Raw genomic sequence first — 25,913 nt, 5'->3', positions numbered from 1 at the left:
TCACCACCCTGCGGCGAAGAGCACCATCACCTCCGGTGAATTGCTGATCGCCGTGGCCGCCCGGTTCACGGCATCGAGGTTCTTGCTCGCGCTCACTTTACCGGTGGCGTTGGCCAGGCTCTGGTTGGCGGCCATTTCCTGCACCGTGACCACATGCGATGCCGGGGCTTCCCTCTCCTCACGCGCCACGGCCGGCGCAGTGGAGCCCGAAGTGGCGGCTGCAGCGCGCGTGTAAGACTCATCCTGGCTGAAGGCGACGTCCTCGACATCGCCGGGCGGTGCGTAATCGGCTTCTTCCTTGGCAACTGCCTCCATCACGATCGCTGGTTCCTCGGCCTCGGCCAGCGCGGTTGATCGTTGCTGTTCCACCGGTTCGGCTGCTTCATCCGGTTGCTGGAACGTAAGGGTCTCAGCCTCATCAGCGGATGCGTCCATGGCTTCGCCGGCTGCCGCTGGCGCGCCTTCGGTGGCGGCTTCCTTCTTCGTGTGGAGTTCGGCCAGAGGCGCGGCGCTTGGTCCATCGCGCAACACCCAAACCCCGGCGACGATCAGGAGCGCCAACGAGGCGAAGGCCAGCGCGGGCCGCCAGAGGTCGCTGGTCTCCTTGGGCCAGATGAAGGCGCCAACGCTGTTGAGCCAGATCCGCCATTGCGGGCGGTTCTCGGAGCGGAAGATGCCCAGCAGGTCTGCGCGCAATTGCGGGTCTGCGGTGATGGGCGCGCGCCGGCGGTCGTCGTCGCGCACATCATTCAAGAGCGCGCGCATGGCCTCGTACTCGTCGCGGCCGCTGAGGTGGCGCAGCACATAGGCGCGCTCTTCATCGAGCAACGCGTCGTATGCACGGGTCTGCAGCAGGCTCTCGATGTCCTCGGGGTCGTAGTGCTCACGCCTTTCCATGGTGCAGGGCATTGGGGTCGAACTCTTTCATGCGCTCGGCCAGTTTCTTCAGGGTGTAGAACAAGCGGCTCTTCACCGTGCCCTCGGAGCATCCGAAGGCGGCGGCGATCTCTTTGATGGCCATGTCCTCGTGGTAACGCATCACGAAGGTGGCCTTGTGGTCGGGGTCGATCCGGTCGAGCTCCATGCTGAGCCGGTCGCGGAACAGCTCGTGGTCCACGCCGATGCCGTCGAGGGCTTCCACGCGATCGGGCTCGTGGCGGATGTGGTTGGCAGCCGCGCGCACCACCTCATGGTGGCGGTAGGCATTCTTGCACATGTTGTTGGCCACGCTGAACACCCAGGTGCTGAAGGGCCGGGAGGCATCGTAGCTATCGGGCCTGCGGGCCAGTTTCGCGAAGAGGTCCTGCAGCATGTCGCGCGCGCGTTCGCGATCGTGCCAGAGCATGCGGTGGAAGTAATTGAGCAGGCGGTGCTGGTAGCGGTCGTACAAGGCGCCGAAGGCCCGTTCGTCGCCGCGCGCGATCAGCTCCATCAGGCGCTCATCGCTCAACCGTTCGTATTCCTTGCTGAACAGCGCCATGCTCAGTGGGGCAGGATCCCGGTGGCCTGCAGCTCGCGGGTGATTCCGGTTCGTTTGGCCAGTTCGCGCAACTGATGCTCCACCAGCGCGGCCTTCTCCTCATCGCCCTGCGCCCGGTGATGCTTCAGGAGCACGGCGGCCGGTATCGCGTAGTTGCGGCTCAGCGGACCGGCCTCCGTGGTGCGGCTCATGGCGCTCCACGCGGCATCGAGCATCCGGATGTCGCAGCAGGGCGATTCACTCAGGCGCATGGCCATGCCGGTGACATGCAGCAGGGTCGCGTAACGCTCAGCCCACTCACGGCCCAAGGCCAGGGAGAGGAAGACCGGTCGGCTGCTCGAGCGCAGCAATCGGTCGGTGAAGGAGGCGGCATCGGGCGGAACGGCGCCCCGAGCCTTTGCCCGCTGCCACACGCGGGCACGGTAGCTTGCATCATCGAGCAGGCGCTGGTCTACCACGAGCACATCAGGGCGCTTGCCTTCGGCGTATTGGCGGACGAGCACCGGGAAACCATCCATTTCACCCGCCACAATCAGCACGGCATCAGGGTCGACCGAGAGCAGGATGTCGTCGGCCATGTCGAAGAGGCCCGGTGCCACGCCGCCGCGCAGCTTCAATTCGCGCGCGGCAGGCAGCAATTGCGACCGGTCGTCGTGGCGCACGGCACGCACCAGCTTCGGTCCGAGCAATTCATCGCGAGCGGGCTGCTGGCGCGCGGCTGCATCGAGGTGCTCGTAGGCCGTGGGAGAGGGAAAGGCGCTGTAGAACGCGGCGAGCTCGGCCTCGAAGCTGCCCGGGTGCATGGCGTTGAGCGCGTCGGATTGCTTCTTCAGCCTGGCCCGATCTCCGGATGGCAGCCGGCCTTGGTTCCGGATCAGCGCCTCGTTGCGCTGCGCGCGGTATTGGTTGAGGCCTTCGGTCGGGGTGAGCGCAGTGATGGTCTCGCCGAAGAGGAACAGATCGAGCGATGCCGAATCGGCCATGGACTTGTCCTTCGCATTCGCGCTCAAGCTCCACGCTCCTTGATAGGCATCGCGAACGGGAGCGGCCTGCGCTTTCTCCGTGCTGGTCTGGGCGAGCGCGCAATCGGCCCAGGCCGTTGTGCAGGCCACGGCGAAAAGGGTGATGGAGGTGGAACGGAGGCTCATGGTTCGGTGCTGCTGTACACGGATCCCGGGCGCTGGTTCAACGGCGGGCTACCTTTGGCCAAAGTTGCACCATGCTGAGCGATGAAGCGAAGGACCGGTTGCGCGCCTCCCTCGGCAAGGTGCATGAATGGCCTTCGGTGTACATGTTCAAGTTCATCCTCACGCCCGATGAAGCGCGCATGAAGGCTGTCCTGAGCCTCTTCGCCACGGAGAGCGAGGTGCTCCGGCGCTATTCTGCCGGCGGCAAGTACATCGCGATCACCGTGAAGGAGGTGATGCTCAGCGCTGATGAAGTGGTGGATCGCTACGACCGTGCCTCGGCCATTGAGGGCGTGATCACCCTCTGAGCCATGGACCTGGTCACGATCCGCACCGCCCTGCTCATCACGCTGTCCGTCCTGCTGGTGCTCGTGGTGCTGCGGCGCTTCCGGCGGAGCGTGCTCGCCCACGATCTGCCCGCGCCTTCGCATGCCGAGCTGCTCGCGCTGGAAGTGGCCTACCACCCCGCCCGCCTGCTCGCAGAGATCCACCTGCCCGATGCCCAGGTGCTCACCACGTCGTTGAGCGATCAGCACCATGCCGCGCTTCACCACTGGCCTGATGAAGCAGCCAGCGCGGGAAAGCGGCGGATCGAACGAACCCTGCCCGAACTCCCGGAAGGGACCTATCACTTCGAGCTGTCCACGGCCACGCAACGCACCGTGCGGCGCTTCCGTCTTCAACCCTGATGCACCGGATCACCACGCTCGTACTTGCTGCGGCGGCCATGCTGCCAGCCCTGGCCCAGAAAGGCAGGCTGCCCGATGTGAGCAGCACCATCAAAGGCGAGCTCACGCTGCCGATCCCGTTCAAGAACCCGCTCTTCACCAATTACACCGAGAACATCGGGCAGGTGGGCCTCGCGTACCAGGTGCCTGTGCTCAAGGGGCTCGGCATCGGGGCCGGCGCGGCCATGTGGTGGACCACCCTGAAAGAGCGAACGCTGCAGCCCTTCGTGCCCAACGGCGATGTGCGGCGCACGATCGCTTATGGCAAGCTGGCCTACGAGCGCTATACCGGAGCCAACACCTTCTATGAGACGAGCCTGCGCGCGGGCATGGCCTGGTACGATTTCGATTGCGGCACCTGCGCCGGCGCGAGGGATGGCGCGGCGTGGTGGGCATTGGGCATCGGATATTACGTGCATGCAACAGAGAACCTCGCATTCGGCTTCACCCTGGGCTATGATCAAGCGGCGCGCACCTTCCTCGCGGAAGACCTCGGCCAGCAGCGCTTCCCGGGGTCGCTTGAATCCGCGGAGCGGCGACCCATGCGCAATGTGCTCGTCGGGCTGGGCTTCAGCACGCGGCTGCGCAGGAGCGAGCGCGAAGCGGTGACGTGGTAGCGCGACCTCTTGCCGAATGCAGGAGGCCACGCGTGCCGATATGCCCGGCCTGGGCATCTTTGCCCACCTCAATCCGAGCCCATGCGAACCATAGTTGCCGGCAATTGGAAGATGAACACGGACCGCGATGGCGCACGGTCGCTGGTTGCGGCGCTGATCCATGCCGGAGCCGGCAAGCGGGAAGGCGTGGAGGTGATCATTTCGCCGCCGTACCCCTTCCTGGCGGCGGCGGTGGAGCAATGCGCCGGCACTGGGATCACGGTGGCGGCGCAGAATTGCCATCAGGAGGAGAAAGGCGCGTACACCGGCGAGGTGAGCGCGGCCATGCTGGCGAGCATTGGCGTGAAGGCGTGCATCGTGGGTCACAGCGAGCGGAGGCAGTACTTCGGCGAGGGCGATGCCCTGATCGGGGAAAAGCTGGCGGCCCTGTTCTCACATGGCATCATGCCCATCTTCTGCTGCGGAGAGAACCAGGATGAGCGATCGAGCGGGCGGCACTTCGATGTGGTCACCGAGCAGATGAAGGGCGCTTTGGGCCGCTTCAGCAACGCGGAGCTTGAGCGCATGATCATCGCCTATGAACCGGTGTGGGCCATCGGCACAGGGCTCACCGCCAGCAAGTATCAGGCGCAGGAGATGCACGCGCACATCCGCGCGTTGCTGCACACCCATGGCCCATCGGTGGCCGAACGCGTGCCGATCCTCTACGGCGGCAGCTGCAACCCCTCCAATGCGGAAGGCCTCTTCACGCAACCCGATGTCAATGGCGGATTGATCGGCGGAGCCTCGCTTGTAGCAGATCAATTCTGTGAGCTGATCCAGATCGCCAATCGATCCACGAAGGGTTGATCCGCTTTCGACGGGCGCGTGCCCTCAACCCGCAACCGTCCTTGGATTCAATCTCCAACCCGCAACCATCCCTTGCCCTACACCCAAGTCACCTTCCTCATAGCGCCCGTTGATCCCTGGCGCGACCTGCTCATGGTGGAGCTTGCGGACATCGGCTTCGACAGCTTCGAGGAGGGCCTCACGGACCCGAAAGGCGGAAGCGGCGAGCTGAAGGCCTACATCCGCAGCGATCGGTTCGATGAAGGAGCCGTAATGGAGCTGCTCTCCTTGCGGGACCCGCACGCATCCATCAGCTTCGATGTCCTGGAGATCGCTGACCGCAACTGGAACGCGGAGTGGGAGAGCAGCTTCGCGCCGGTGGAGGTGGATGGCCGCGTGCGGATCCGGGCCGAATTCCATGATCCTTCACCGGGCTACGAGCACGAGATCATCATCACCCCGCGCATGGCCTTCGGCACAGGGCACCACGCCACCACGCGCATGATGGTGCAGGCTATGCTTCCCATGGAATGGAAGGGCAAATCGGTTTGTGACCTCGGCTGCGGCACGGCGGTGCTGGCCATCCTTGCGGAGAGGCTCGGAGCGGCAGCGGTCCTCGCCATCGACAACGACCAATCCGCCATTGAGAATGCGCTTCACAACTGCGGGCTGAACGGTTGTGTGGGCATCACTGTGGAAAAGGGCGACGCGCGATCGTTGGCGGGCCTCCGCTTCGACGCAATTTTGGCCAACATCGAACGCAATGTCCTGCTCGATGCCATGCCCATGATGAGCAACGCGCTGAACCCCGGTGGAGCCCTTTTCCTGAGCGGCTTCGTGGCCGGCGACCGGCACATGCTGGCGCAGCGCGCGAAGGAGTGCGGCATGGTGATCGTTGAGCGCCTGCAGGAGGGCGATTGGGCCTTGCTCGGATGCAGGAAACCATGAATCAGGTCACAAGACTCAAGTCACAAGGCGGAAGGCTCAAGTCACAAGACGCAAGGCTCAAGTTGCCAGGTGCAGGCTTCCGACTTGTGGCTTCGTGCTGCTTGCTGGTTCTCGGTCACTCCGCGAGCGCCCAGCAGAAACCATTCTCTTCCGATCAGGCGCTCTTCCTGCAAGAGATGACGGCCTTCATCACCGGAGCCGACAAGAAGGAGGGAAGGCCATTCATGGAGGAGGTGTTCACGCCCGCATGGAACAGCGCGTACTACAGTGAGCGGCAGCGGATCAAGGTCGCCGAGGTGGCCAACTTCATGCTCAAGAAGCGCTTCGATGCATTCCCGGGCTTCCGCGACTACCTCGATTGCGTGGCCGCCTTCCAGTCAACGGGGCGCGGCGCGGCCGAATTCGACGCCTGGATGCAAGGCATGGACAAGCTCGTGCAAGGGGCGCGCAAGCAGAATGTGCAAGCCTTCATCACCACCTGTGCCGGCCTCTTCCGCGAGGGCGCCCTGCTGAAGAGCGCGAGCGTGACATGGAAGGCGCGGAGCAAGGACTTCGCCTTCGCGTTCGACAGTGTGCCCAAGATCACCTTCGCGAAGACCGACCTGGTGTGCCTGGCCAAGGGCGACAGCAGCGTGATCCTGAGCACGGGCGGCACCTATCTGCCCACCCAGGAGATCTGGATGGGGAGCGGGGGCAAGGTCACCTGGGCGCGCGCCGGATTGAAGCCCACCGCCACTTACGCCGAATGGGACCATGCCTACAGCGTGCGCCTGAAGAGCGCCGCATTCGAGGTGGACACCGTCCAGTTCAACGACCCGTACTTCCCCAAGACCCTGGTGGGCAAGCTCACGGACAAGCTGCTGGCCAATGTGGATGAGGGCAGCGCGAGCTACCCGCGCTTCGAGAGCTACGACCGGCGCATGAAGATCCGCGAGATCGTCGAGGGCATCGACTTCGAGGGCGGCTTCAGCATGCAAGGCGCCAAGCTGCAGGGCTACGGCACCAAGGAAGAGCCGGCGTACCTCACCTTCTACCGGGACAAGCGCCCCTTCATCGTCACCAGCGGCCAGCGCTTCAGCATCGACCCCGATCGGATCACGAGCGATGAAGTCGCCCTGCGCGTGCGCATGGACAAGGACAGCCTCTGGCACCAGAGCGCCAGCCTCCGATTCCTGCGTGACAAGCGCCAGCTCTCGTTGATCAAGAAGGACCAGGGCCTGGGCAAGGCGCCCTTCTACAACACCTATCACCAGCTCGACATGTACTTCGAGGTGCTCACGTGGAAGCAGGGCGATCCCCTGGTGCAGCTCGGCAACCTCAGCGGAACCAGCCAGAACAAGGCCAGCTTCGAGAGCTTCGACTACTTCCGCGACAAGCGCTACATGGGCATGCTCGGCATCGACAACGTGCATCCGCTCGCGCGCCTCAACGATTTCAGCAAGCAGAACGAAGGGCGCTTCTATGCGCAGGAGTTCGCGGTGTTCAGCAAGATGCAGAAGACCACCGTGGTGCCCCTGCTCATCGACCTGCACAACAAGGGCTACCTCAATTACGATCCCGAGACCGAATGGGTGCAGGTGCAGCCGCGGCTCCGGCAGCACATACTCAACAACGCCGGCAAGCAGGACTACGATGCGCTGCAGTTCAACAGCACGGTGGATGACAACGTGAACGCCACCATCAACCTGCTCAATAGCGACCTTGCGATGAAGGGAGTGAGCGTGATCCTGATGAGCGACTCGCAGGACGTGCGCATCTACCCGGCCGAGAAGACCATCACCATCAAGAAGAACCGCGATTTCACGTTCGCCGGCAGCATCAAGGCCGGCCGCCTCCAGTACTACGGCAAGGAGTACTACTTCCACTATGACCCCTTCACCATCGACTTGATCAACGTGGACAGCGTGAGCTTCATGGCCAGCAGCTTCGAGAAGAACGACGATGGACAGCAGCCCTTGGTGCGCGTGAAGAACGTGCTGGAGCAGGTGAGCGGCACCCTCGAGATCGATGCGCCGAGCAACAAGAGCGGCCGTCAGCAGGAGAAGTACCCGCAGTATCCCATCTTCACCAGCGCGCGAGAGAGCTTCGTCTATTACGACAGGCGCTCCATCCAGCGCGGGGCCTACAAGCGCGACGGATTCTACTACCGCAGCGACCCCTTCAAGCTCGATTCGCTCGACAACTTCACCAACGCAGGCCTGACCTTCAACGGCACGCTCGTCAGCGGCGGGATATTCCCCGACATCCGCGAGCCCCTGCGGCTGCAGACCGATTATGCCTTGGGATTCGTGAAGCCCACCGGCGATGCGGGCATGCCGCTCTATGGGCGCAAGGCTCAGTTCACCAGCACCGTCACGCTCAACAGCCGGGGCCTGCAAGGCAATGGCAGCCTCGAGTACCTCACCACCCGTCTCAGCAGCAAGCAGCTCATCTTCACCCCGGACAGCACCCTGGGCCGCGCCGACACGCTGGAGAACGTCGCTGCCACCAAGCCCAGCAAGGTGCCCCACATCACTGCGGCGCAAGTGTATGTGCGCCTGGAGCCCGCCAAGGATAACCTGCGCACCGAGCAGATCCGAAAGCCCATGGTCATGTACGACGACCAGGCCCTGCTCTACGGTCTCACCGACCTCACGCCCCAGGGCATGACCGGTGCCGGTCTCATCGATTTCCGCAACGCCACGCTCAAGAGCAAGCTCTTCCAGTTCGAGACCATGCAGCTGCATGCCGACACGAGCGACTTCCGCCTCACCGAGGGCGACACCGCCAGCATCGCCTTCAAGACCGATAACGTGAACGCCACCGTGAAGCTCGACGAGCGCGTCGGCGAATTCGTGAGCAACGGCAGTGAGACGAAGGTGGAGTTCCCCGTGAACCAGTACATCTGCTACATGGACCGCTTCAAGTGGTTCATGGACCAGGGCGACATCGCCCTCGAGAGCGACCGCAAGGCCGCCGAGGGCGCCGAGGACCTCCAGCTCTCCGGATCCAACTTCATCAGCATCAGGCCCGAGCAGGACAGCCTCCACTTCATGGCGCCCAAGGCGCGCTATGACCTCAAGAAGCACCTGATCACCGCGGATGACGTGCAGTACATCCAGGTGGCCGATGCGCTCATCACCCCGGACAGCATGCGCGTGCGCATCCGCAAGAACGCGGAGATGGACCCGCTCACCAACACGGTCATCACCGCCAACTTCGTCACCAAGCACCACCGCATCTACAGCGCCACGGCGAACATCAAGGCCAAGCGGAACTACAACGCCACGGGCCTCATCGACTACGTGGATGAGAACAACCGCCGCCTGCCCATCGAGCTCTTCAGCATCGGGGTTGACACCGCCTTCCAGACGCGCGCCGTGGGCCGCATCGCGCAGGACCAGGACTTCCAGCTCAGCCCGGCCTTCGACTTCTTCGGCGACGTGCACCTCACCGCCAGCATCAAGGAGCTCACCTTCAGCGGCAGCACGCGCATCCAGCACGGCTGCGAGGGACTGGCGCGCAACTGGATGCGGTTCGAATCGCCGATCGACCCGCTGGAGATCTTCATCCCTGTTGGCGACACGCTCTACGATGATCAGGGCCAACGCATCGGTGCCGGCCTGCACCTCACGGACGAGGATCCCTTCAGCACCTACGGCACCTTCCTGAGCCGCACGCGGAGCAAGGACGACCGCGACATCATCGCCGCGCGCGGCCTGCTCTTCTATGACAAGGGCCGCAAGGAATACGTGATCTCCAATAAGGACAAGATCCGCCAGCGCAACCTGCCCGGGGCGCTCGTGAGCCTGGCCGTGGAGCCCTGCGTGGTGATGGCCGATGGTCCGATCGACTTCGGCGTGAAGCTCGGCCGCGTGAAGGCCTCCATGGTGGGCGCCATGCGCTATGAGACCGTGGAGAAGAAGGCCTTCGGCAATGGCGTGCTGGTGGCCGACTTCCACTTCCTCGACAACGCGTTGGAGCGTATGGCCACGGAGATCATCGCCTACCCCGACCAGCAGGCGCTTGACATCGGCAAGACCTATTACGAGAAGTTCATGCGCGAGGCCCTCGGCCTGGAGAAGAGCGACAAGCTCATCAGCGAGCTCAGCATCAAGGGCGAGATCAAGAAGCTGCCCGATGAACTGGTGAAGCCCGTGGTACTCGGTGATGTGAAGATGCGCTGGGACGGCCCTGAGCAGAGCTGGGTGAGCGAGGGCCCCATCGGCGTGGCCACCGTGTTGAAGAAGCCCGTGTACCGCACGGTGAAGGGCAAGGTCCACATCGAGCGCAAGCGCAGCGGTGACATCTTCACGCTGTTCCTCCAGCTCGACGATCAGACCTACTACTTCTTCCAGTACAGCCGCAACATGCTTTACGCCTTCAGCAGCGATCAGCAGTTCAACACCATGATCAGCGAAGCCAAGGACGATAAGCGCAAGCTGCCAGATAACAAGGACGGCCCCGAGTACCAGTACGTGCTCACCAACAAGAAGAAGGTGGACGACTTCCGGGACAGGTTCGGATTGTGATGGTGATGTTGCGGCGATCTTCGCCCGCATGCCGGCGGTCACCCTCGAGTTCCTCGGCACAGGCACCAGCCAGGGCGTGCCTGTGATCGGTTGCGCTTGCGCGGTTTGCCGGAGCAACGATACACGTGATCAGCGGCTGCGCACATCAGCGCTGATCCGTGTTGGGGGAAAGCAACTGCTGATCGATGCCGGCCCCGACCTGCGCCAGCAATTGCTGCGCGCACAGGTTGACCGCCTCGATGCCGTGCTGCTCACCCACGAGCATATGGACCACATCAGCGGCATCGACGACCTGCGCGCGCTCAACTTCCGCATGAAGCGCCCGATGGACCTGCATTCGGATCCGGCCACGCTCGATGCCATCCGAAGGGTGTACTCTTACGCCTTCGCCAAGGAGCGCTATCCGGGCGTGCCGGAGCTGGACCTTGTGCCGATCGAAGGGCGTTCCTTCTCCGCTGGGGGGATCCTGCTGGATGTGATCCATGTGATGCACCACCGCATGCCGGTGCTCGGCTTCCGCATCGGCGGCCTGGCCTACATCACCGATGCCAAGACCATCGATGCCGGGGAGGTGGAACGGCTTCGGGGCATCGACACGCTCGTGCTCAACGCGCTGCGCATCGAGGAGCATGTTTCGCACCTCAACCTGAAGGAAGCATTGGCGATGGTGGAGCGCATCGCGCCGAAGCGCGCCTACTTCACGCACATCAGCCATCTGCTCGGACGGCATGAGGAAGTCTCTCGCGGCTTGCCCGGGAACGTGGCCCTTGCCTACGATGGGCTCCGTGTGGATGTGGAGGCCTGAACCATCACTGGAGGACCGTGCGCACAGTGGTGCGGCCATCCTGGCCCTCGATGCCGATCAGCAGCAAGCCAAGTCCTTCGGCTGGCAAGGGCAGCATAGCAGGACCTTGCGCGCGCGTTTCGTGCAGCAGTCGGCCCAGTTGATCGTGGATCGTGATCCGGTGAATGCCGGCTGGCACGTTCACCGCACCATCAACCACTGTGGGTGAAGTTGCTCCCGTGATCGAGGTGATCATCTGCTCCATCAAGAGCTCCATGACCTCCGCTGCACTGAGCGCCCGGCCGTAGATGCGCACGTCGTCGATCCATCCGGAGAAGGGCTGTGCTCCGGTGCTCAGCGCGCCGATGGATGCCGGTGATTGCGGATGAAGGCCGATCAACCCGCTCGCAGTGGCGGTGCCCATGAGGCTGCCGTTGAGATAGAGCCGCATCTGCGCGCCATCGTAAGTGCCCACGATGTGGTACCACTGACCGCCGAAGAGCGAGCTCGGCCCAGTATCGATCGCGTAGCTGTTGCCCGCAGCACGCAGACGGAAGCGCAAGCCGCTGCCGCTCACGAAGGCGACGGCCCATACCTGATCGCTTGCATTTGGGCCCGTTGATTTGGCCATCAGCGTTCGGTCCATCCCCGTGACGAAATCAGCTTTGGCCCATAGCGAGAGCGAGAAGGCGCCATTGCCGGTGGTGATGTCACAGGGGCCGAGCACGATGCGGTCATCGACCCCATCGAATCGTGCGCAGCCCTGATGGTGCCCGCCTGCGGGCGACCAGGTTACGCCGCCTACGAGCGTGCCATGGCTGCCGCCCCAGGCGTGCGCCACGCTGCCTGTGCCCTCGTCGAGCGGCCAATGGAAGAGAGGGCCTTGGGCTTGCGCACAGAGATGCATGGCAAGAGCCAAGGGGATGCATGCGTACTTCATGTCACGCGCTTTCCGGACGCAACGCGCCGGGACCGGGCCGGTTGCGATCATTCGATGAGCGCCGCTGCACGGTCGATGCCTCCCTAGAAGTAGGCGCCCGCAGTGCGGCAAGCCGCTAGGTGTGCGAAGGCTGCGCGGAGCTTCTCGGGCGTGGCGCGCTTGCCGGCCTTCGACATGATCCTCGATGCGAGGCAGCCGTGCTCGATGATCACAGCCAGGTGCGCGCGGGCGTTCTCGCTCAAGTCGCCGTAGAGTTCCACGAAGAGGTGCTTGAGCACTTCCGAGGCCATTGCGCGTTCCTGCTTCAGCATGCCCAGCATGAAGAGGTAGTCGCGGTTGGTGATCACGGCCTTGGAGCCGTCGCGGATGGTGCCCAGCATCACGCTCATCAAGTCCTCGCTGCTCCAGGCCCGCTGCAGGTAGTTGCTGCTCCAGCGCCCGGCCACCAAAGCACGCAGCAGCGCGATGGTGAACTCGAGCACAGCCATATCCGCAGCCGGATTCTCTTGCGCATCGATCACATGGATGCTGAGTACGCCGCTATCGAACTGCGCCGTGGCCGCGCGCAGGTTCAACGCTTGCGCGTCAGTTGATTCCGCTCCGCGCGATGTGGCGATGGCCTGCAGGATGGGACCGAGCACCTCGCGGTCATAGTCGTGCGCATCGAATACTGCTTCTGGGATGAAGCCGCCGACGCGCGTGGGATGCCGGTCGTACAGATCCAGGCAGGCCCGCAGGCGCGAACTGTGGAAGCCCGTGCTTCGCCCATCGCGGACGGGAGTGCCCGCACTGAGTGCCGGCAGCAGTGGCAAAGCCATGCGAACAGCGGCATGCAAGCGGCCGAAGTCCTGCTCGCGCGCGAAATGGAGATCGAGCCGCAGGCCGGAACGGAAGCAGGCGGGCATCAACTCATCGGGGCTCCACGGGCCGAGGGGCGATGGACCGGGCAGCAAAAGGGCCTCGCGCGCGGCGAGCACAGGGCTGAGCGCGGCGTGCAGCGCATTCATCTTGCGCACCCAATTGGCTGGCCGCTTCGCCATGCGCTGGCTCACGATCGATATGGAGTGCGGGCCTGTCTGCACCAAGCCCAGATCCTGCCGCTCCGTGTGCTGCCGCGATGTCGGGGGCAATGTGGTGGCCGCCAGCTCACTGGCCGAATCCTGAGGGTACAGCGACAACGCATTGCATGCGTTGGCCTCGACAGTGAACCCGAATGCCTCGAAGAGGGCTGGTGGGCGCTTGCGTTCAAGATCGGGCATGGCCAAAGGTCGCAATCGGCCCGTAACCGCTAGGCCTCCGGAAGCACCTCCGCCACCGCGGCCTTCACGGCGGCCACTACTTCATCCACCTGGGCATCGGTGAGGTCGAAGTACACTGGCAGGCTGATCTCGCGGCTGTACTGCGCGTAGGTGCTCGGGAAGCGGTCAATGGCGTGCCCTTGCGACTTGTAGAAGGAGAGGAGCGGCAGCGGGATGAAATGCACGTTCACGCTCACCTGGCGCCGGGCGATAGCCTCGATGATGGCATCGCGCTGCGCTTCCGTGGCTCGGGCGATTCGCAGCATGCACAAGTGATAGCTGCTTTCGCGCTGCTCATCGCGAAGCACGGGCATGATGAAGCGCGGATCGCTGCTGAACGCGGCGTGGTAGCGGGAGCAGATGGCCTTGCGGCGGGGGAGCGTCTCCGTATCGTAGCGTTCCAGTTCAACCAGGCCGATGGCCGCTTGCAGATCGGTCATGTTGCATTTGTAGCCCGGGAAGGCCACATCATAGCGCCAGGCGCCTGGCTGTGTCTTGGCGAGGGCATCCTTGCTCTGGCCATGCAGGCTGAACGTGTTGAAGAAGGCATAGAGCTCATCGGCTGCGAAGGGCTCGGGCAGGTTGAAGGCGAGCGCACCGCCCTCGGCCGTGGTGAGGTTCTTCACCGCGTGGAAGCTGAAGCCGGTGATATCGGCTTGATTGCCCACGGCCTTCCCGCCGATGCGGGCGCCGAAGGAATGCGCGGCGTCGCTCAGCACGAGCGCGCGGCCCAGCCGCATCTGCGGATTGGTGCCATCGGTGCGCAGGTTCAGCTTCGGGGTGAAGAGGCCGGTGGCGTCCTCGGCGATCTTCATGATCTCGCCGATGCGCGCGGGCAGCCCGCCGATGTCCACTGGGATGATGCATTTGGTGCGCGGGCTCATGGCGCGGCGCACCGCCTCGGGGTCGATGGTGAAATCGTCGAGCACATCCACCAGCACGGGCTTGGCGCCCACATGCATCACGATGTTGGCGGTGGCGCAGTAGGTGTAGGCCGGTACGATCACCTCATCGCCCGGACCGATGCCGTACCAGCGCAGCACCAGCTCGCAGGCGTTGGTCCAGCTGTTCAGGGCGATCACGCGCTCCACGCCGCAATACGCCGCCAGCCGTTTCTCGAACTCCTTGGTGCGCGGACCAGTGGTGATCCAGCCGCTGCGCAGGGCCTCTTCCACGGCCTTCACGGTGCGGTCGTCGATGCGCGGGGGCGAGAACGGGATCATACGGGGTTGGTCGGATCGGTTCGCCCCGCAAGATGCGCATGCCCGGTGCCACGAGCGACGAGCAGGCCCAGCATCAACGAGTAGAAGACCACGCCCGCCTGCACCTCCAGCACCGATTCCACCGCAGCATTCAGCAGGAAGAGCAAGGCGAAGAGCGATAGAAGCGCATCGCGTCGGCGCAGGGCGAAGGCCAAGGGCACCAGCGCTGTGGCCAAGGTGAGCAGCAGCCCTAACCAGCCCAATGCTACGCCGCCTTGCAGGAACTGCGAGTGACTGTTGAGCTTACGCTCCAATGCAGGTGTTGCGCCCTTGGCCGCATAGCAATCAGCGAGCGCATGCTTGATATCGCCGGTGCCAGCACCTAAGGGATCCTTTGCGATCCGCTCCGCGCTGCACATCCAGGCCACCAGGCGCATCTCGCTTCCACCCGCACTGGTGTAAATGGCCGGATCGCCGGCTCGCGCCAGTTCCACGGCATCGAGCGCGGCTTGCATACGGGCCATTACCACGCTGCCGCCTCGAATCGCGGCCAGCGCGATCAGGCCTACAGCCACGAGCAAGGTGATCCTGACGACCGCGCCCGGACGCATTACCACGCGTGCACCCAGCCACACGGCCACCAAGCCCATGCCGAGCACGCCGCTCTTGCTGGCCAAGAGCACCACGAAGGCCGAAAGTGCCGCCATGCTCGCGATCCAGCACCAGCGCTCGAATGCCTTCATCGGTTCACCGCTCAGCAGCCGATGGCCCGCGTACGCCACCGACCAGCACGCGTACCATGCGGCGTAGCTTGGATGCAGGTCGAAGGAGAGCGTGCTTTGGCTGAAGCAGCCCTCGCCGCCCGCTGCCTGACAGCGCCACGCCCCGATCAGGCTCAAAGCCATGGCCACCATGTTACCAAAGGTGAAAGCGGCCATGGCTCTTTGCATGCCCGTTGGTTGCAGCGCTAAGAATGCTGCGGCAACGACCGGCAACAGCACAAGTCCGATTTTCACTTGCAGGTCGAAGAGACCGAAAGCGAGGTCGTCCGTCCAGGCCATGCCGATGAGGTGCAGGATATAGAGGGCGCTGAGCGGCCAGAGCACGCGCCAGTTGATGGCGGGCCGATCCCGCCAAGCCGCCACGAGCAGGAGGACGGAGGCGATCGCCAATGGAACAGGCAGCCAAGCGCCGCGCAAGGGGAGGAGGGCGCAGAGCAGGAGGAGGAAGGCCCAGGTGGCGGTGCGGAGGTTGCGGGCGGCAGCTGGCAGCATCACTGATCCTAAATGGAATGATCCCCGTGGATGAGGTAGTCCCGGTATCGGGTCCAAGCATGCCGATAGGCACTCGCGCGAGGCTCCTTGCGCATCACGCTGATCAGGCCAAAGGCCATGATGCGCGTGACGATGTGCAAGCCGATGACCATGGCAACGAGCCCCGCGATCACCTTGTGTCGATGCTTCGTTGCGAGCTTGATGCGGCTCAGCAACTGGTTGGGTATCGCACGCTTCGGGTTGCGCTTGGCGCTCTCGCCGCCGATATGCATGAGCTCGGCCCGAGTGATGAACCAGCACGATCCGCCCGCAGCAACGATGCGCATGCAGAGGTCGGTATCCTCGCACCAGAACAGCGCGGGGTCCAGCCCGCCTATGCGCGTGGACCAATCGCGGTGGAAGAGCATGGCGGCACCGGAGACGAAGCCCGGTTGGAAGTCCTTGGTGAAGCAGTCAGAGGGGTAAGCGTGCGCATGGAACAATTGATGGAGGCCGAGTAACTCTAGCGTTGCACTGACCAGGCCGGGGATGCGCCACGCTGATTTCTGCAAGGTCCCATCCGGGTTCAGCAGCCGGGGGCCGGAGATCGCTGCACCATGCCAGAGGTGGCCGTCTATCCACGCGCGCATGACCCCTGGATGAAGTTCCGTATCGGGGTTCAGCAGCACCAGCCAAGGGGCAGCGGCCAATGCGATGCCTTGGTTGTTGGCCGGTGAGAAGCCCAAGTTCAACGGGCTGGCAACGAGCCGCACACCCGGGAAGTCGGCGCGCACCATATCCGGCGTGCCGTCCTCTGAGGCATTGTCAACCAGGATGATTTCGTGCTCCACGCCTGCGTGCTCGGCAATGGACATCAGGCAATCGCGCAGCACCTCGCGCGTGTTGTGGCTAACAATGATGAAGGCTACCTCCGGCATCCGGTCGGGCAAGGTACCGTGCTGTTCACAAGCTCGTGATCAACCAATGCGTTGTCTGCGCCAAGGCGCTAAGCCCACGATAATCACAACCATCATCGCGGATCAGGGTCCGCAGAAATGCCTTCGCTGAAGAATGCCGCCCAGCGCTCCTTGTCGGCCATCACTGCACGCGGCCAACTGGCATCCATCGGCACGAAGCGGTACCGGAAGCCGCGGCCGAATAGGTCTTCGCCCTGCTCGATGGCCCGCTTGATCCGTCGCGGGTCCTTGTACTCGGGCTTATTGTACTCGGCGTGCGCGAAAGACTCCAGCTTGCTGATGATCCGGTCAACGCCTCCCAAGTAGCTGAAATGCCAGCCCCCGTCGTTGATGTAGCGCGGCCGCCATCCCAAGCGGATCAGCTGCCACCGCAACTTGATGGTGTAATAGAGCCTCCTCGCCAAAGGCGGTGTGAAGGTGTTCAGCAGCAGCGCGCTCATCTCTCGGTAGTCCTGCAAGGGCTCACGGACCATGGATCCATCGATCATCACGGTGCCGTTCCAGCGATACCCTTTCCCCCTGTGCTGGGTGGCATTCACGCAGTTGAGGTAGTAGTAGAACATGCGCTGCCGGAAGATGCGGAAGCCATGCATGCCAGCGGCCTTGCGCACGGCGTCCGGATGCGGGATCTCATCCACATCGCTGATCAATACCTGATCCCTGGGAGCAACTCCCTTCAGCCCATCGATGATGCAGTTGCGCTGATGCTTCTCGTACACCCAGCCGTCACCATCGGGGCGCGGGGGATACCGATCCACCACCACATGCTCGATCTTGTGCAGCCATGCTGCGTACCTCGACTTGTTCTCCGCGAAATGCAAGGGCTTGGGCTTCCCTTGGTGCGTTAACGTCGCCTCCACCAGCACGAAGCGGTCCACCACCGGGTCGAGCTCGCGAAGACGGATCTCCAATAGGTCCAGCTCGTTGAAGAAGGTAAAGCAGTCGTGGATCATCGGCGGAAAGGTCGCGTGACGAACCAGATGGGGGCAAGCGCCAGCGTAATGGGCACAAGTTGCAGGAGGAAAGCGTTGCGCCGGTGCGGAAGCAGGATTGCTGGTTCACGCTTGACCAACCGCAGTTCGAGGAAGAAATCAGCGTAACGGACCAGGACCTGGAGGCGCAGGAAGAAGCCCAGGCTGCCGCGCGTCCAGAGGTCTTGAAGCACGGGCAGATGCCAGCGCCGCATTCCCGGCCCATCCTTGCTCAAGCCCTGCGGATTCACGCGCACAGCGGAAAGGCATGCTGCGTCATCGAGGAACGCGAAGCGAAGGCCCGCGCTGGCCAGCATGAGCCAAAGGTGCCAATCCTCCACGGCGTGGAACTGCTCCCGGAAACCACTCACGGACCGTACAGCGCTGGCCCTGACAAGTGCCGTATTCAGGCGGATCACGTTGCCTTTCAAGAGGCGATCAATGATTGTCTCGCCCGACCCATCCAGCTTCTCGTCGGCCCTGTACTCGCCCGGATTGTTGAAATCCGGCGAAGCGGTGAAATGCGTGAAGTCGGAGCACACGATTGCTGCATCGTCACGCGCATACAGAAAAGCTGCCTGCCGTGCGAGCTTCTCCGGCGCGATGGCATCGTCGGCGTCGAGGAATTGGATGTACGTGCCCCTGGCTTCCGCCAGCGCGAGGTTGCGCGCCGCGGAGACGCCGAGGTTTCGGGCGTTGAGGATGCAGCGGATGCGCGGGTCTGTGCCCGAAGCATCGGCGAGTATCGCCTGCGTGTCATCGGTGCTCGCATCGTCCACCACGATGCACTCCCAATCAAGCATCGTCTGGGCCCGCACCGAATCGAGCGCGGTGCGCAGGTGGCGGCCATAGTTGAAGGTCGCGATGACGATGGTTACGCGCGGGCTGCTCATCGACCGATGACGCGATTGAATAATGCCCAGCCCTGATAGGCCAAGTACCAAAGCCACGGGGCGTAGCGCCGTTGGATATCCTTGCGCTCAGCCAGCACGCGCGATACCTGATCGGCGCTGGAGCTGATGCCCGCAGTATCGAAGGCACCCACGGCGAAGGGCAGCTTGAGGAGCCGCAGTCCGCTCTTCCAGAAGGCCCGGGCGAAGAAACCATAATCGGCTGCGATGCGGTACCGCTCCTCAAAGCCGCCCCAGCGCTCGAGCAGTGCCCGGCTCATGAACTGCGAGGGATGCGGGGGGGATTCACTCAGCAGCCACCGCGTATCGAAGCGCTCTGGATAGGGCTTGATCCTGCTGCCCCGGACGCCCTCCATCAGCATCAGGTCGCCATAGGCGATGTCGATGCCAGCATCGAGCAGCGGGAGGCTGCGCTCGACCACTCGTGCATCGGCGAGGCCGTCGCCGCTATTGATGAATAGGATGAAATCGGCATCGGCCAAGCGCCAACCCTTGTTCATGGCGGCATAGATGCCCGCGTCGGGCTCGCTTACCCAGCGTGCTATCCGCTGCGCCTGCGAGCGGATAAGCTCAACGCTGCCGTCCGTGCTGCCGCCATCCACCACCACGTGCGCGAAGCGCTGGTCCGACTGGGCTTGCAGGCTGGCGAAGGTGCGTCGCAGGCCTTCCCGGTCGTTGCGGCAGATGGTGACGATGGCGAGGCTGCTCATCGGGGTAGGCGACTGTAGATGGCCTGATATCGGCTGGCCACGCTTGCCGCGTTGTAGCGCCCATGCGCTGAGGCGGCGATGGCTGCATGGTCCCAATTGCTGCTAAGCGCGGCGCGGATGGCCTTGCGCAGCTCCTCAGCCGACCGTTCATGCACAAGCAGCCCGTTGCTGCCATCGATCTGCTCGGGAATCCCGCCCACGGCGAAAGCCACGGCCGGCGTGCCGCACAGGTGCGCTTCGCAGATGGTGTTGGGCAGGTTCTCTGCCATGGATGGCAGCACGAAGATGTCAGCTGCGGCGTAATGGCGCGCGATGAGGGAGGGATCGGACAGCAACCCGGTGGAAAGGGCATCCGGCCGGCCTTGCAGCGCGAGCATCGGCGCGCCCATGCTCACGAGTAACGCATCCTCACCCGGGCCGCTCATCGCGGGAATCAGCATGTCTAGACCCTTGCGGGAGTTCCCGGCATCGAAGGCGCTGAAGAGCACGATGCGCCGATCGGCGGGCCAACCCAGCGCCGCGCGCGCGGCGGCGCGGTCCTGCAGCTTGAAGATGGTGGCATCGAAGCCATTGGGCACAACGTCGCACGCGCGGCCTGCCATGATGCCGCTGGCCTCGCAGCGGTTGGCCAGCCATTGCGACGGCGCCACCAAGGCGAGGCGCTCGTCCGGGAAGCGCGCGATTGCATCATGCTTAGCCTGCCACCACCGATGCGGCCTGTCGGGATCGGCGAGCTGAGGGCACGACCTGCACGCCGCTTCGTAGCCTTTGCACTCATCGGCGTGGTGGCAGCCGCCTGTGAAGGGATTCATGTCGTGCAGCGTCCACACAACAGGCTTGCCGCACCCTTCGAAGAAGCGCACGTAGTCGATCATGCCGCGGCTCACCCAGTGCAGGTTGATGATGTCAGCGCGTTGCACGATGGGATGGCGGAGTACATCGAAGAAGGTCCACGGCAATGAAAAGGACTCCCTTCCGGGTGGGCGACCGCGCAGGTGCTTGTTCCAAGAATCGGGGCTGCGGTCGTCCGCCAGGCCTGTGCGTTCCAGCAGGCGCAGGGCCTTGTAGCGCCCACGGCTCAACCAGGCCGGCGGATGAAGCGCGTGGGGATCCACGAGGTGATGGCGCGGGATGTCGTGGCGCGTGCGGCCCAGCGTGAGCAGGTCGCTTTCCACGCCGGCATGGAGCAGTGCGCGGTGCAGGTTCATGGCCGCGATGGCCGCGCCTCCGAAGTCGTTCGTGCTCAGGTGCGCGATCTGCATCACAGCTGATAGGGTCGAAGATGATCGGCCATCTCCTCAGCGGTCCAATCGCGCACCAGCACGCGTGGGAATGCGAAGCTCGGCGAAGCCTTGTGCACGAGGCCTGGGCGGTTGGCGGCGGCATGGCGGAAGCCGGCCTCCTTGCAGACGCGGATGCTCTCTTCGTTAAAGTCGTCCAGGGTGCCGAAGGGGTAGGCGAAGCGTTCCACCGTGCCGCCGAGCATCTCTTCAAGCAGTCTCTTCGACCCGATGATCTCTCGGCGCTGCTCCTCGGGAGATTGGGCGGCCAGCGAGCAATGCAGCAGCGTGTGCGCACCGATTGTCACCGCCGGCGAGGCCGCGAAGGCCTTCAGCTCCGACTCGGACATGGGCAGATGCGTGGCCCGCGCGTTCGTGGAATGCACTAGGCCGCGCAACTCGCTCAGCAGCTCCTCGCGCTTGGCGCTGTGCAGCGCACGCAACGCCACCAGTAGCGCATCGTAATGCGGGCGCATCGCCCCGGCATCAGCATCGCGATCGAGGTTCCAGGCCACGCGCACACCGTGGTGCTCCAGCAGCAGCGTCCTCGGGAGGGCATTGTTGAGCAGGAGCAGCCGCTCCAGCTCGTCCCACCAGAACTCGCGGCCTGAGCCGATGTAGCCCGCGCTGATGTAGAAGATGCCATGCACGCCAAGCCTCTCCATGATCGGCCGTGCATGCGCATGGTTGTCGGCATAGCCGTCGTCGAAGGTGATGAGGGCGCTATGGCGCGGGAAACGCTTGCGCGCGGCAAGGTGCGCGTCAAACTCGTCCGGCGTTAGCACGCGGCGATGGCGCTTCAGCCAGGCGAGCTGCGCCTCGAAGCGTTCGGGGGCGACAGCGAGCTGCTGCGGGTCCGTTCGAAGATGGGCCACGCGGTGGTAGAGCAGCACCAGGCAATCGCCGCCGAGTAAGGCATCGCGCCTCATGCGCAGGCGTGCTGCGGCATCGCGCACGGATCGCTTCAGGTCACTTACGGATGGCATGGATATCAAGCTGCAGGTCCATCTCGGCATCGGCCAGGGCCATGAAGGGCTGGGCGTGATGCGCGCCGATCCGGTGCAGGTAGTAGCGGAAGCCTTGCGCAGCCAGCAGGGCCAGCAGCTCATGCAGCCGTTGCGGGCGGTTGCGGAAGGAGTGGTACTCGACATACAGCCGCTGCACCCCGCCCAGCGCATCACCGCAGTCTAGCAGCACCTCGGTCTCGGCGCCTTCGATGTCCACCTTGAGAAGGTCAACCGTGCCGTTCGAAATCAGCACATCACGCAGCTTGACCGAAGGCACGCTGACAGCATCGCCTGTGCGCAAGATCGAGCCGCCATCGGCGCCCTCGCGCCCGAAGGAGACCCCTTCGCCGTGCACCCAGACAGCCTGCCGGTGGCATTCAACGCCCGTGATTCCATTGGTACCCAGGTTTCTTTGGAGGCAGGCGAATACGGCTTCATCCGGCTCGAAGGCGATGATGCGCGCCTTCGCGTGGCGCCAGCGCTGGTGCATCACGCTGATGCCCACGTTCGCACCACAATCGATGATGAGCGGATCATGACTCGGTGCGGGGAAGCGCATCCGTTCATCGCCGAAGATCTCGGCAACCTGCCATGCCACGGAGAGAAAGTCGGTGCACTGGATTGTCCACTGCCGGTAGCTGAACGTATGCGGCGTGTGGCGTGGGAAGGCTGAAGCGGCATTGATGAGGCGCCCCTCCGCTGAGGGTGGTCCGTGAAGGAAACGGGAGATGGCTCGACGGATCATGCCTTGATGGCTTTGATGCCGATGACGACCGGGTAATCGGGGTCCGCGTGGTCCAGCCGGTGCTCTTCGCACTCGTCCTTGGCGAAGCCCATGATGAAGCACGTGGCCGCGTAGCTGTTGCCGAATACGGTGACCTCAACGTTCCCGGCGCCGAAAGCATCCTCGAACATTCGTTGCACGCCTTGCGGCGTGAAGCGCCAGAAATCACCCCAGCGCTCCGCATCGTGCCTGGAGATGGGTGCGAGGGCGGCAACGGTGACCAGTGCCGTGCCGCCTGGTTTCAGCGCGGCGTGCAGGCCTGCCACGGCGGACTTCACATCATAGATGAAGTTCAAGGTCTGTGTGCAGATGAAGGCTTCCAGTTCAGCCTTGGGAAGCGATTCCGGCCGGGTGAGATCGCCGGCGCGCTCACCTGCGCCCGGATCGGAACCAAAGATGAGCACCTCCGCCCTCGAGAGGTTGGCGCCGAAAGCCTTCAGGTAGCGTGCCTCGCCGATCTCCATCGCATGGCCATGTATTCGGTCGCGATTCGCGGAAAGGAATCGCTCGATGTAGTGCCGGTCGATGGCCGTGCCCCGATCGAGCCCGAAAACGCGGGATACCGGCTCGAACGCTAAGCGCGAGGCATGCGCCTCACCGGGCGTCCTCATCCTGCGCCACTTCGCCCGTATGAAAGGTGGAGCCAGTTGGTACAGCCGCTCGCGCAGGCCCCGTCGTCGTGTGAAGTTGCGATTGACGAAGGCTGCCCATGCGACGAGGGCTGGCTCTGATTCCGCGGACCTAAGGCCGCTCAGTTCGGGTGCGGTGGCCGCGAGACGAAGCCCTGCGTTGTAATCGTCGCCGCCACGCTCGTGCGTAGCATCCGAGCCGAAGCCCTCATGGCGCGCCATCGATTCGCGCGGGTAGAGGTTGAGCTTGCCGTGCAGCACACTCGTGGCCGTCCAGCGAATGGCCCAGCTGTCCACGCGTCCTTCAAGCTGCGCCTGCATCATTGGGCCGAAGTAGCGCACCGCTCCATCGGCCTCTAATGCACTTTTGCGTCCCGTGCGCGCCAAGGCTTCCTGCAGGGCGTTGCCATCCGGCTCGAACAGGTCCCAGGCGCGCTTCCACGTGGCCCATGCGATGCTGTCGGGGTAGCGCAGGAAGAAGGCAGGCGCATCGGTCGTGCCCGGAGCGAAGTAGTTCCACGACCCGATGCTCAGAACGCGATCATCCTTTGCGAATCGCTCCAGCGCGTCATTCATGTAGCGCAGGAAACAGAGGGCCACCGTCACATCCTCTTCCACCACGATAACGCGGCCATGCCGGGACACCGTAGCAGTGACCCCATCGATGACCGAGGCGGCCAGGCCCTTGTTGCGCTCAGCCGCCACCACGATCACTTCGCTGAAGCCCTGCGCCGATCGCGCGGCATCGCGCGTCTGCTCGATGGCCTTCCGTTCGCTCTCGGTTGCATCCGTCTTTGGGCCATCGCAGAACACTGTGAGTGCGCTACCGGAGGCTTCCGGGTTTGCCGAGAGCGCTTCGAGCGCCTTCTTCAGCAGCGCTGGCCGCTTGTAGGCGAACACGATGATGGGGGCCAGGCTCATGCGCGCTTGCTGAAGATGCGGGTCTCGCTGAGGTCGCGGTCGTAGGGCAGCGGTGCCATGCCCAACAGGATGGGCTCCAGCGCGCGCAGGGCATTGGCGTTCTGCGCGGTGTAATAGGCGCGCTCAGCATTGTCGAGCACCAGCAGCCCTCCAGGTTTCAGTTTGGGCACGCTCAGCGCGAGGCACGATGCACGCGAGCGTCCATCGATGAGGACGATGTCGAAGTGCGCATCCGGATAGGCGTTGATGGCTTCCGCGTACGCCTTGTAGTTGCGCCCTTTCGAGGCTTCATCGGCCGAACTGTAATGGGCGGGTTCAGCGGGGTCGGGGTCGGGTACCAGGTCTCCAGCGGCGCTGGGAATGGATAGGCCGTTCCATTTCGCCTTCACGCCTTGTGCGGCCTGCTCCAGCGCCTTGAACCAGATGGCATCGTGCTCCACGGTCACCACTTCGGCCACGCGATCGCACCAAAAGAGGGTACTTCCGCCCCCGCCGTACTCGAACACACGGTGCGAAGGAAGGGCCTGCTGGTGCAGCAGGTCTATGGCCGGGAAGGTCAGCCAGGGCTTGCGGTCGCGCATGGACGATGCGCCCGGCATCAGGCTCCGCTTCCAGCGCGGGTAATAGCGCATATGTCCCCAAGAGGCGCCTTTGCTGCGGCCATGCCTGATTCGGCGGAGGAGCAGAATGAGGTCGTTCACCTAGCTGATGCTGAAGGAATGATCGAAGAGCACCGCACCCTGGTCGCCCGCAGGGACCTTGCCGGTGCCGAAGAAGTCACCAGCCTCGACATCGAAGGTGCCGGCGTTGAACATGTAGTCCGCGATGTCGCCGTTCACCGTGCTGTAGAGCGTGAAGCTGTAACGGCCACTGCGGAAGGGGCAGCGTGGCAACCGGATAGTGACGCGGCTGGCGCCATCGGCCACGGCGAAGACCTGTCCGGTGACCTCGTTGCTCAGGTGCGCCACCCGCGTGCCCAGCTCATCGTCCACACCGATGGCCAAGTACAGGTTGCGCACCGGGCCGCGTGCCGCGAAGTCGAAATGCAGCTGCGCCGGCGTGCCGCCCTGCATGGCCGCGAGTTCCTGGCCGGCGTCATCGGTGAGCGAGAAGCCTGTGAAGCGCACGGCGCCGCTGCCTTGCCGGTCATCGCGCAAGCGCAGGTCAACGGTTGAAGCAACGGTACCGCTGTGGAGGTACTCGGCGATCACGGTACCAGCTTCGCCCTGTGCCTGCACCTGACCATGCTTCAGATAGATGGCCGTGCTGCACAGATTCTGTATCGCAGCCATGTTGTGGCTCACGAAGAGGATGGTGCGGCCGCCGTGCGCCACCTCCTTCATTTTGCCCATGCACTTCCGCTGGAAGGCCACATCCCCCACCGCCAGCACCTCGTCCACCACCAGGATCTCCGGCTCAAGGTGCGCGGCCACGGCGAAAGCAAGGCGCACGTACATGCCGCTGCTGTAGCGTTTCACCGGCGTATCAAGGAATTGCTCCACCTCGGCGAAGGCCACGATCTCGTCGAACTTCGAGGCGATCTCCGCGCGGCTCATGCCCAGGATGGCGCCGTTGAGATAGATGTTCTCACGGCCGCTCAGTTCCGGGTGGAATCCTGTGCCCACCTCGAGCAGCGAGGAGAGGCGGCCGTTGATCTCGACGCGCCCTTCCGTGGGATCCACGATGCGGCTGAGCACTTTCAGCAAGGTGCTCTTGCCGGCGCCATTGCGGCCGATGATGCCCACACGGTCGCCGGGCTGAATGTCGAAGCTTACATCCTTAAGCGCCCAGAACTCAGATGACGAAGCGCTGGCGCGCGATGGCTTGAAGAGCAATCGCGCTTTGTTCGCGAGCACATCGCGCAAGGCGGTGTAGCGCTCGGTCTGCTGGTGGCGCAGCAAATAGCGCTTGCTAAGGCCTTGTACGCGGATGATCGGTTCGCCCATG

The 25,913-nt window shown here is 63.9% G+C and carries 24 protein-coding genes; 7 read left to right on the top strand and 17 right to left on the bottom strand.

Annotated features, from left to right (window positions below):
• The 3 genes from IPM12_12645 to IPM12_12635 are packed head-to-tail and all read right to left on the bottom strand — an operon-like array spanning position 1 to position 2,628.
• The gene (locus tag IPM12_12645) at positions 1 to 897 is read right to left on the bottom strand and encodes a hypothetical protein (protein ID MBK9148650.1); all 897 of its coding nucleotides are present in this window, start codon (positions 895 to 897) and stop codon (positions 1 to 3) included.
• Positions 884 to 1,480, bottom strand: coding sequence for an RNA polymerase sigma factor (locus IPM12_12640; protein ID MBK9148649.1), 597 nt, complete (start codon positions 1,478 to 1,480; stop codon positions 884 to 886). Before IPM12_12640 ends, IPM12_12645 begins: the two co-directional genes overlap by 14 nt.
• A gap of 2 nt (positions 1,481 to 1,482) precedes the next feature.
• Positions 1,483 to 2,628 (bottom strand): hypothetical protein, encoded by a 1,146-nt coding sequence (locus IPM12_12635; GenBank protein ID MBK9148648.1) that lies wholly within the window; start codon positions 2,626 to 2,628, stop codon positions 1,483 to 1,485.
• Between the two features lie 71 nt (positions 2,629 to 2,699).
• On the opposite strand from IPM12_12635, the gene IPM12_12630 reads away from it, so the two are divergent.
• The 7 genes from IPM12_12630 to IPM12_12600 all read left to right on the top strand — a co-directional run bounded on the left by IPM12_12630 (position 2,700) and on the right by IPM12_12600 (position 11,104).
• Positions 2,700 to 2,975: a DUF493 family protein gene (locus IPM12_12630; GenBank protein ID MBK9148647.1), complete on the top strand. Its 276-nt coding sequence runs from the start codon at positions 2,700 to 2,702 to the stop codon at positions 2,973 to 2,975.
• A 3-nt stretch (positions 2,976 to 2,978) separates the two neighbouring features.
• Entirely contained in the window at positions 2,979 to 3,356 is a 378-nt protein-coding gene (locus IPM12_12625) for a hypothetical protein (GenBank protein ID MBK9148646.1), read from the top strand.
• Entirely contained in the window at positions 3,356 to 4,012 is a 657-nt protein-coding gene (locus tag IPM12_12620) for a hypothetical protein (protein ID MBK9148645.1), read from the top strand. Before IPM12_12625 ends, IPM12_12620 begins: the two co-directional genes overlap by 1 nt.
• Positions 4,013 to 4,093: 81 nt before the next feature.
• A complete protein-coding gene (locus IPM12_12615) occupies positions 4,094 to 4,861 on the top strand; it encodes a triose-phosphate isomerase (protein ID MBK9148644.1) in 768 nt (255 codons plus the stop codon).
• Between the two features lie 72 nt (positions 4,862 to 4,933).
• Positions 4,934 to 5,788: a 50S ribosomal protein L11 methyltransferase gene (gene prmA / locus IPM12_12610; GenBank protein ID MBK9148643.1), complete on the top strand. Its 855-nt coding sequence runs from the start codon at positions 4,934 to 4,936 to the stop codon at positions 5,786 to 5,788.
• A 176-nt stretch (positions 5,789 to 5,964) separates the two neighbouring features.
• Positions 5,965 to 10,299: a hypothetical protein gene (locus IPM12_12605; GenBank protein MBK9148642.1), complete on the top strand. Its 4,335-nt coding sequence runs from the start codon at positions 5,965 to 5,967 to the stop codon at positions 10,297 to 10,299.
• A gap of 28 nt (positions 10,300 to 10,327) precedes the next feature.
• Positions 10,328 to 11,104 (top strand): MBL fold metallo-hydrolase, encoded by a 777-nt coding sequence (locus tag IPM12_12600; protein ID MBK9148641.1) that lies wholly within the window; start codon positions 10,328 to 10,330, stop codon positions 11,102 to 11,104.
• 4 nt (positions 11,105 to 11,108) lie between these two features.
• Here IPM12_12600 and IPM12_12595 read toward each other — a convergent pair whose 3' ends face one another.
• The 14 genes from IPM12_12595 to IPM12_12530 form a co-directional block, all read right to left on the bottom strand.
• Positions 11,109 to 12,023 (bottom strand): LamG domain-containing protein, encoded by a 915-nt coding sequence (locus IPM12_12595; protein ID MBK9148640.1) that lies wholly within the window; start codon positions 12,021 to 12,023, stop codon positions 11,109 to 11,111.
• Positions 12,024 to 12,106: 83 nt separating this feature from the next.
• Positions 12,107 to 13,282, bottom strand: a complete 1,176-nt coding sequence (locus tag IPM12_12590; protein ID MBK9148639.1) for a hypothetical protein — start codon at positions 13,280 to 13,282, stop codon at positions 12,107 to 12,109.
• A 29-nt stretch (positions 13,283 to 13,311) separates the two neighbouring features.
• Positions 13,312 to 14,544 (bottom strand): DegT/DnrJ/EryC1/StrS family aminotransferase, encoded by a 1,233-nt coding sequence (locus IPM12_12585; protein ID MBK9148638.1) that lies wholly within the window; start codon positions 14,542 to 14,544, stop codon positions 13,312 to 13,314.
• Positions 14,541 to 15,797, bottom strand: coding sequence for an O-antigen ligase family protein (locus IPM12_12580; GenBank protein MBK9148637.1), 1,257 nt, complete (start codon positions 15,795 to 15,797; stop codon positions 14,541 to 14,543). Before IPM12_12580 ends, IPM12_12585 begins: the two co-directional genes overlap by 4 nt.
• 8 nt (positions 15,798 to 15,805) lie before the next feature.
• Complete coding sequence (locus tag IPM12_12575) at positions 15,806 to 16,714, bottom strand: glycosyltransferase family 2 protein (protein ID MBK9148636.1); 909 nt, start codon at positions 16,712 to 16,714, stop codon at positions 15,806 to 15,808.
• A 92-nt stretch (positions 16,715 to 16,806) separates the two neighbouring features.
• Positions 16,807 to 17,706, bottom strand: coding sequence for a hypothetical protein (locus IPM12_12570; protein ID MBK9148635.1), 900 nt, complete (start codon positions 17,704 to 17,706; stop codon positions 16,807 to 16,809).
• On the bottom strand, positions 17,703 to 18,617 hold the full coding sequence (locus IPM12_12565; protein MBK9148634.1) for a glycosyltransferase family 2 protein: 915 nt from the start codon (positions 18,615 to 18,617) through the stop codon (positions 17,703 to 17,705). The genes IPM12_12570 and IPM12_12565 overlap by 4 nt, the downstream gene beginning before the upstream one ends.
• Entirely contained in the window at positions 18,614 to 19,345 is a 732-nt protein-coding gene (locus tag IPM12_12560) for a glycosyltransferase (GenBank protein ID MBK9148633.1), read from the bottom strand. The genes IPM12_12565 and IPM12_12560 overlap by 4 nt, the downstream gene beginning before the upstream one ends.
• Positions 19,342 to 20,607 (bottom strand): glycosyltransferase, encoded by a 1,266-nt coding sequence (locus IPM12_12555; GenBank protein ID MBK9148632.1) that lies wholly within the window; start codon positions 20,605 to 20,607, stop codon positions 19,342 to 19,344. Before IPM12_12555 ends, IPM12_12560 begins: the two co-directional genes overlap by 4 nt.
• Positions 20,607 to 21,611 carry a polysaccharide deacetylase family protein gene (locus tag IPM12_12550; GenBank protein ID MBK9148631.1) on the bottom strand — a complete coding sequence of 335 codons (1,005 nt, stop codon included), beginning with the start codon at positions 21,609 to 21,611 and terminating at the stop codon, positions 20,607 to 20,609. Before IPM12_12550 ends, IPM12_12555 begins: the two co-directional genes overlap by 1 nt.
• Entirely contained in the window at positions 21,595 to 22,377 is a 783-nt protein-coding gene (locus tag IPM12_12545) for an FkbM family methyltransferase (protein MBK9148630.1), read from the bottom strand. Before IPM12_12545 ends, IPM12_12550 begins: the two co-directional genes overlap by 17 nt.
• Positions 22,374 to 23,966, bottom strand: a complete 1,593-nt coding sequence (locus IPM12_12540; protein MBK9148629.1) for a hypothetical protein — start codon at positions 23,964 to 23,966, stop codon at positions 22,374 to 22,376. The genes IPM12_12545 and IPM12_12540 overlap by 4 nt, the downstream gene beginning before the upstream one ends.
• Positions 23,963 to 24,667, bottom strand: coding sequence for a hypothetical protein (locus tag IPM12_12535; GenBank protein MBK9148628.1), 705 nt, complete (start codon positions 24,665 to 24,667; stop codon positions 23,963 to 23,965). The genes IPM12_12540 and IPM12_12535 overlap by 4 nt, the downstream gene beginning before the upstream one ends.
• Positions 24,668 to 25,912, bottom strand: coding sequence for an ABC transporter ATP-binding protein (locus IPM12_12530; protein MBK9148627.1), 1,245 nt, complete (start codon positions 25,910 to 25,912; stop codon positions 24,668 to 24,670).
• Position 25,913 lies beyond the last annotated feature (1 nt).

The organism is Flavobacteriales bacterium, assembly GCA_016716605.1.
Taxonomy (GTDB): domain Bacteria; phylum Bacteroidota; class Bacteroidia; order Flavobacteriales_F; family PHOS-HE28; genus PHOS-HE28.
This window is presented reverse-complemented; position numbering and strand designations above follow the sequence as displayed.

What these genes read in the sequence shown, in the direction of transcription:
- IPM12_12600 (MBK9148641.1), top strand. Translation starts at nt 10,328, where the DNA reads ATGCCGGCGGTCACCCTCGAGTTCCTCGGCACAGGCACCAGCCAGGGC.
- IPM12_12565 (MBK9148634.1), bottom strand. Translation starts at nt 18,617, where the DNA reads ATGAGCAGCCCGCGCGTAACCATCGTCATCGCGACCTTCAACTATGGC.
- IPM12_12550 (MBK9148631.1), bottom strand. Translation starts at nt 21,611, where the DNA reads ATGCCATCCGTAAGTGACCTGAAGCGATCCGTGCGCGATGCCGCAGCA.
- IPM12_12580 (MBK9148637.1), bottom strand. Translation starts at nt 15,797, where the DNA reads ATGCTGCCAGCTGCCGCCCGCAACCTCCGCACCGCCACCTGGGCCTTC.
- IPM12_12605 (MBK9148642.1), top strand. Translation starts at nt 5,965, where the DNA reads ATGACGGCCTTCATCACCGGAGCCGACAAGAAGGAGGGAAGGCCATTC.
- IPM12_12625 (MBK9148646.1), top strand. Translation starts at nt 2,979, where the DNA reads ATGGACCTGGTCACGATCCGCACCGCCCTGCTCATCACGCTGTCCGTC.
- IPM12_12635 (MBK9148648.1), bottom strand. Translation starts at nt 2,628, where the DNA reads ATGAGCCTCCGTTCCACCTCCATCACCCTTTTCGCCGTGGCCTGCACA.
- IPM12_12595 (MBK9148640.1), bottom strand. Translation starts at nt 12,023, where the DNA reads ATGAAGTACGCATGCATCCCCTTGGCTCTTGCCATGCATCTCTGTGCG.
- IPM12_12585 (MBK9148638.1), bottom strand. Translation starts at nt 14,544, where the DNA reads ATGATCCCGTTCTCGCCCCCGCGCATCGACGACCGCACCGTGAAGGCC.
- IPM12_12615 (MBK9148644.1), top strand. Translation starts at nt 4,094, where the DNA reads ATGCGAACCATAGTTGCCGGCAATTGGAAGATGAACACGGACCGCGAT.
- IPM12_12540 (MBK9148629.1), bottom strand. Translation starts at nt 23,966, where the DNA reads ATGAGCCTGGCCCCCATCATCGTGTTCGCCTACAAGCGGCCAGCGCTG.
- IPM12_12620 (MBK9148645.1), top strand. Translation starts at nt 3,356, where the DNA reads ATGCACCGGATCACCACGCTCGTACTTGCTGCGGCGGCCATGCTGCCA.
- IPM12_12555 (MBK9148632.1), bottom strand. Translation starts at nt 20,607, where the DNA reads ATGCAGATCGCGCACCTGAGCACGAACGACTTCGGAGGCGCGGCCATC.
- IPM12_12575 (MBK9148636.1), bottom strand. Translation starts at nt 16,714, where the DNA reads ATGCCGGAGGTAGCCTTCATCATTGTTAGCCACAACACGCGCGAGGTG.
- IPM12_12640 (MBK9148649.1), bottom strand. Translation starts at nt 1,480, where the DNA reads ATGGCGCTGTTCAGCAAGGAATACGAACGGTTGAGCGATGAGCGCCTG.
- IPM12_12560 (MBK9148633.1), bottom strand. Translation starts at nt 19,345, where the DNA reads ATGAGCAGCCTCGCCATCGTCACCATCTGCCGCAACGACCGGGAAGGC.
- IPM12_12530 (MBK9148627.1), bottom strand. Translation starts at nt 25,912, where the DNA reads ATGGGCGAACCGATCATCCGCGTACAAGGCCTTAGCAAGCGCTATTTG.
- IPM12_12545 (MBK9148630.1), bottom strand. Translation starts at nt 22,377, where the DNA reads ATGATCCGTCGAGCCATCTCCCGTTTCCTTCACGGACCACCCTCAGCG.
- IPM12_12645 (MBK9148650.1), bottom strand. Translation starts at nt 897, where the DNA reads ATGGAAAGGCGTGAGCACTACGACCCCGAGGACATCGAGAGCCTGCTG.
- IPM12_12590 (MBK9148639.1), bottom strand. Translation starts at nt 13,282, where the DNA reads ATGCCCGATCTTGAACGCAAGCGCCCACCAGCCCTCTTCGAGGCATTC.
- IPM12_12570 (MBK9148635.1), bottom strand. Translation starts at nt 17,706, where the DNA reads ATGATCCACGACTGCTTTACCTTCTTCAACGAGCTGGACCTATTGGAG.
- IPM12_12630 (MBK9148647.1), top strand. Translation starts at nt 2,700, where the DNA reads ATGCTGAGCGATGAAGCGAAGGACCGGTTGCGCGCCTCCCTCGGCAAG.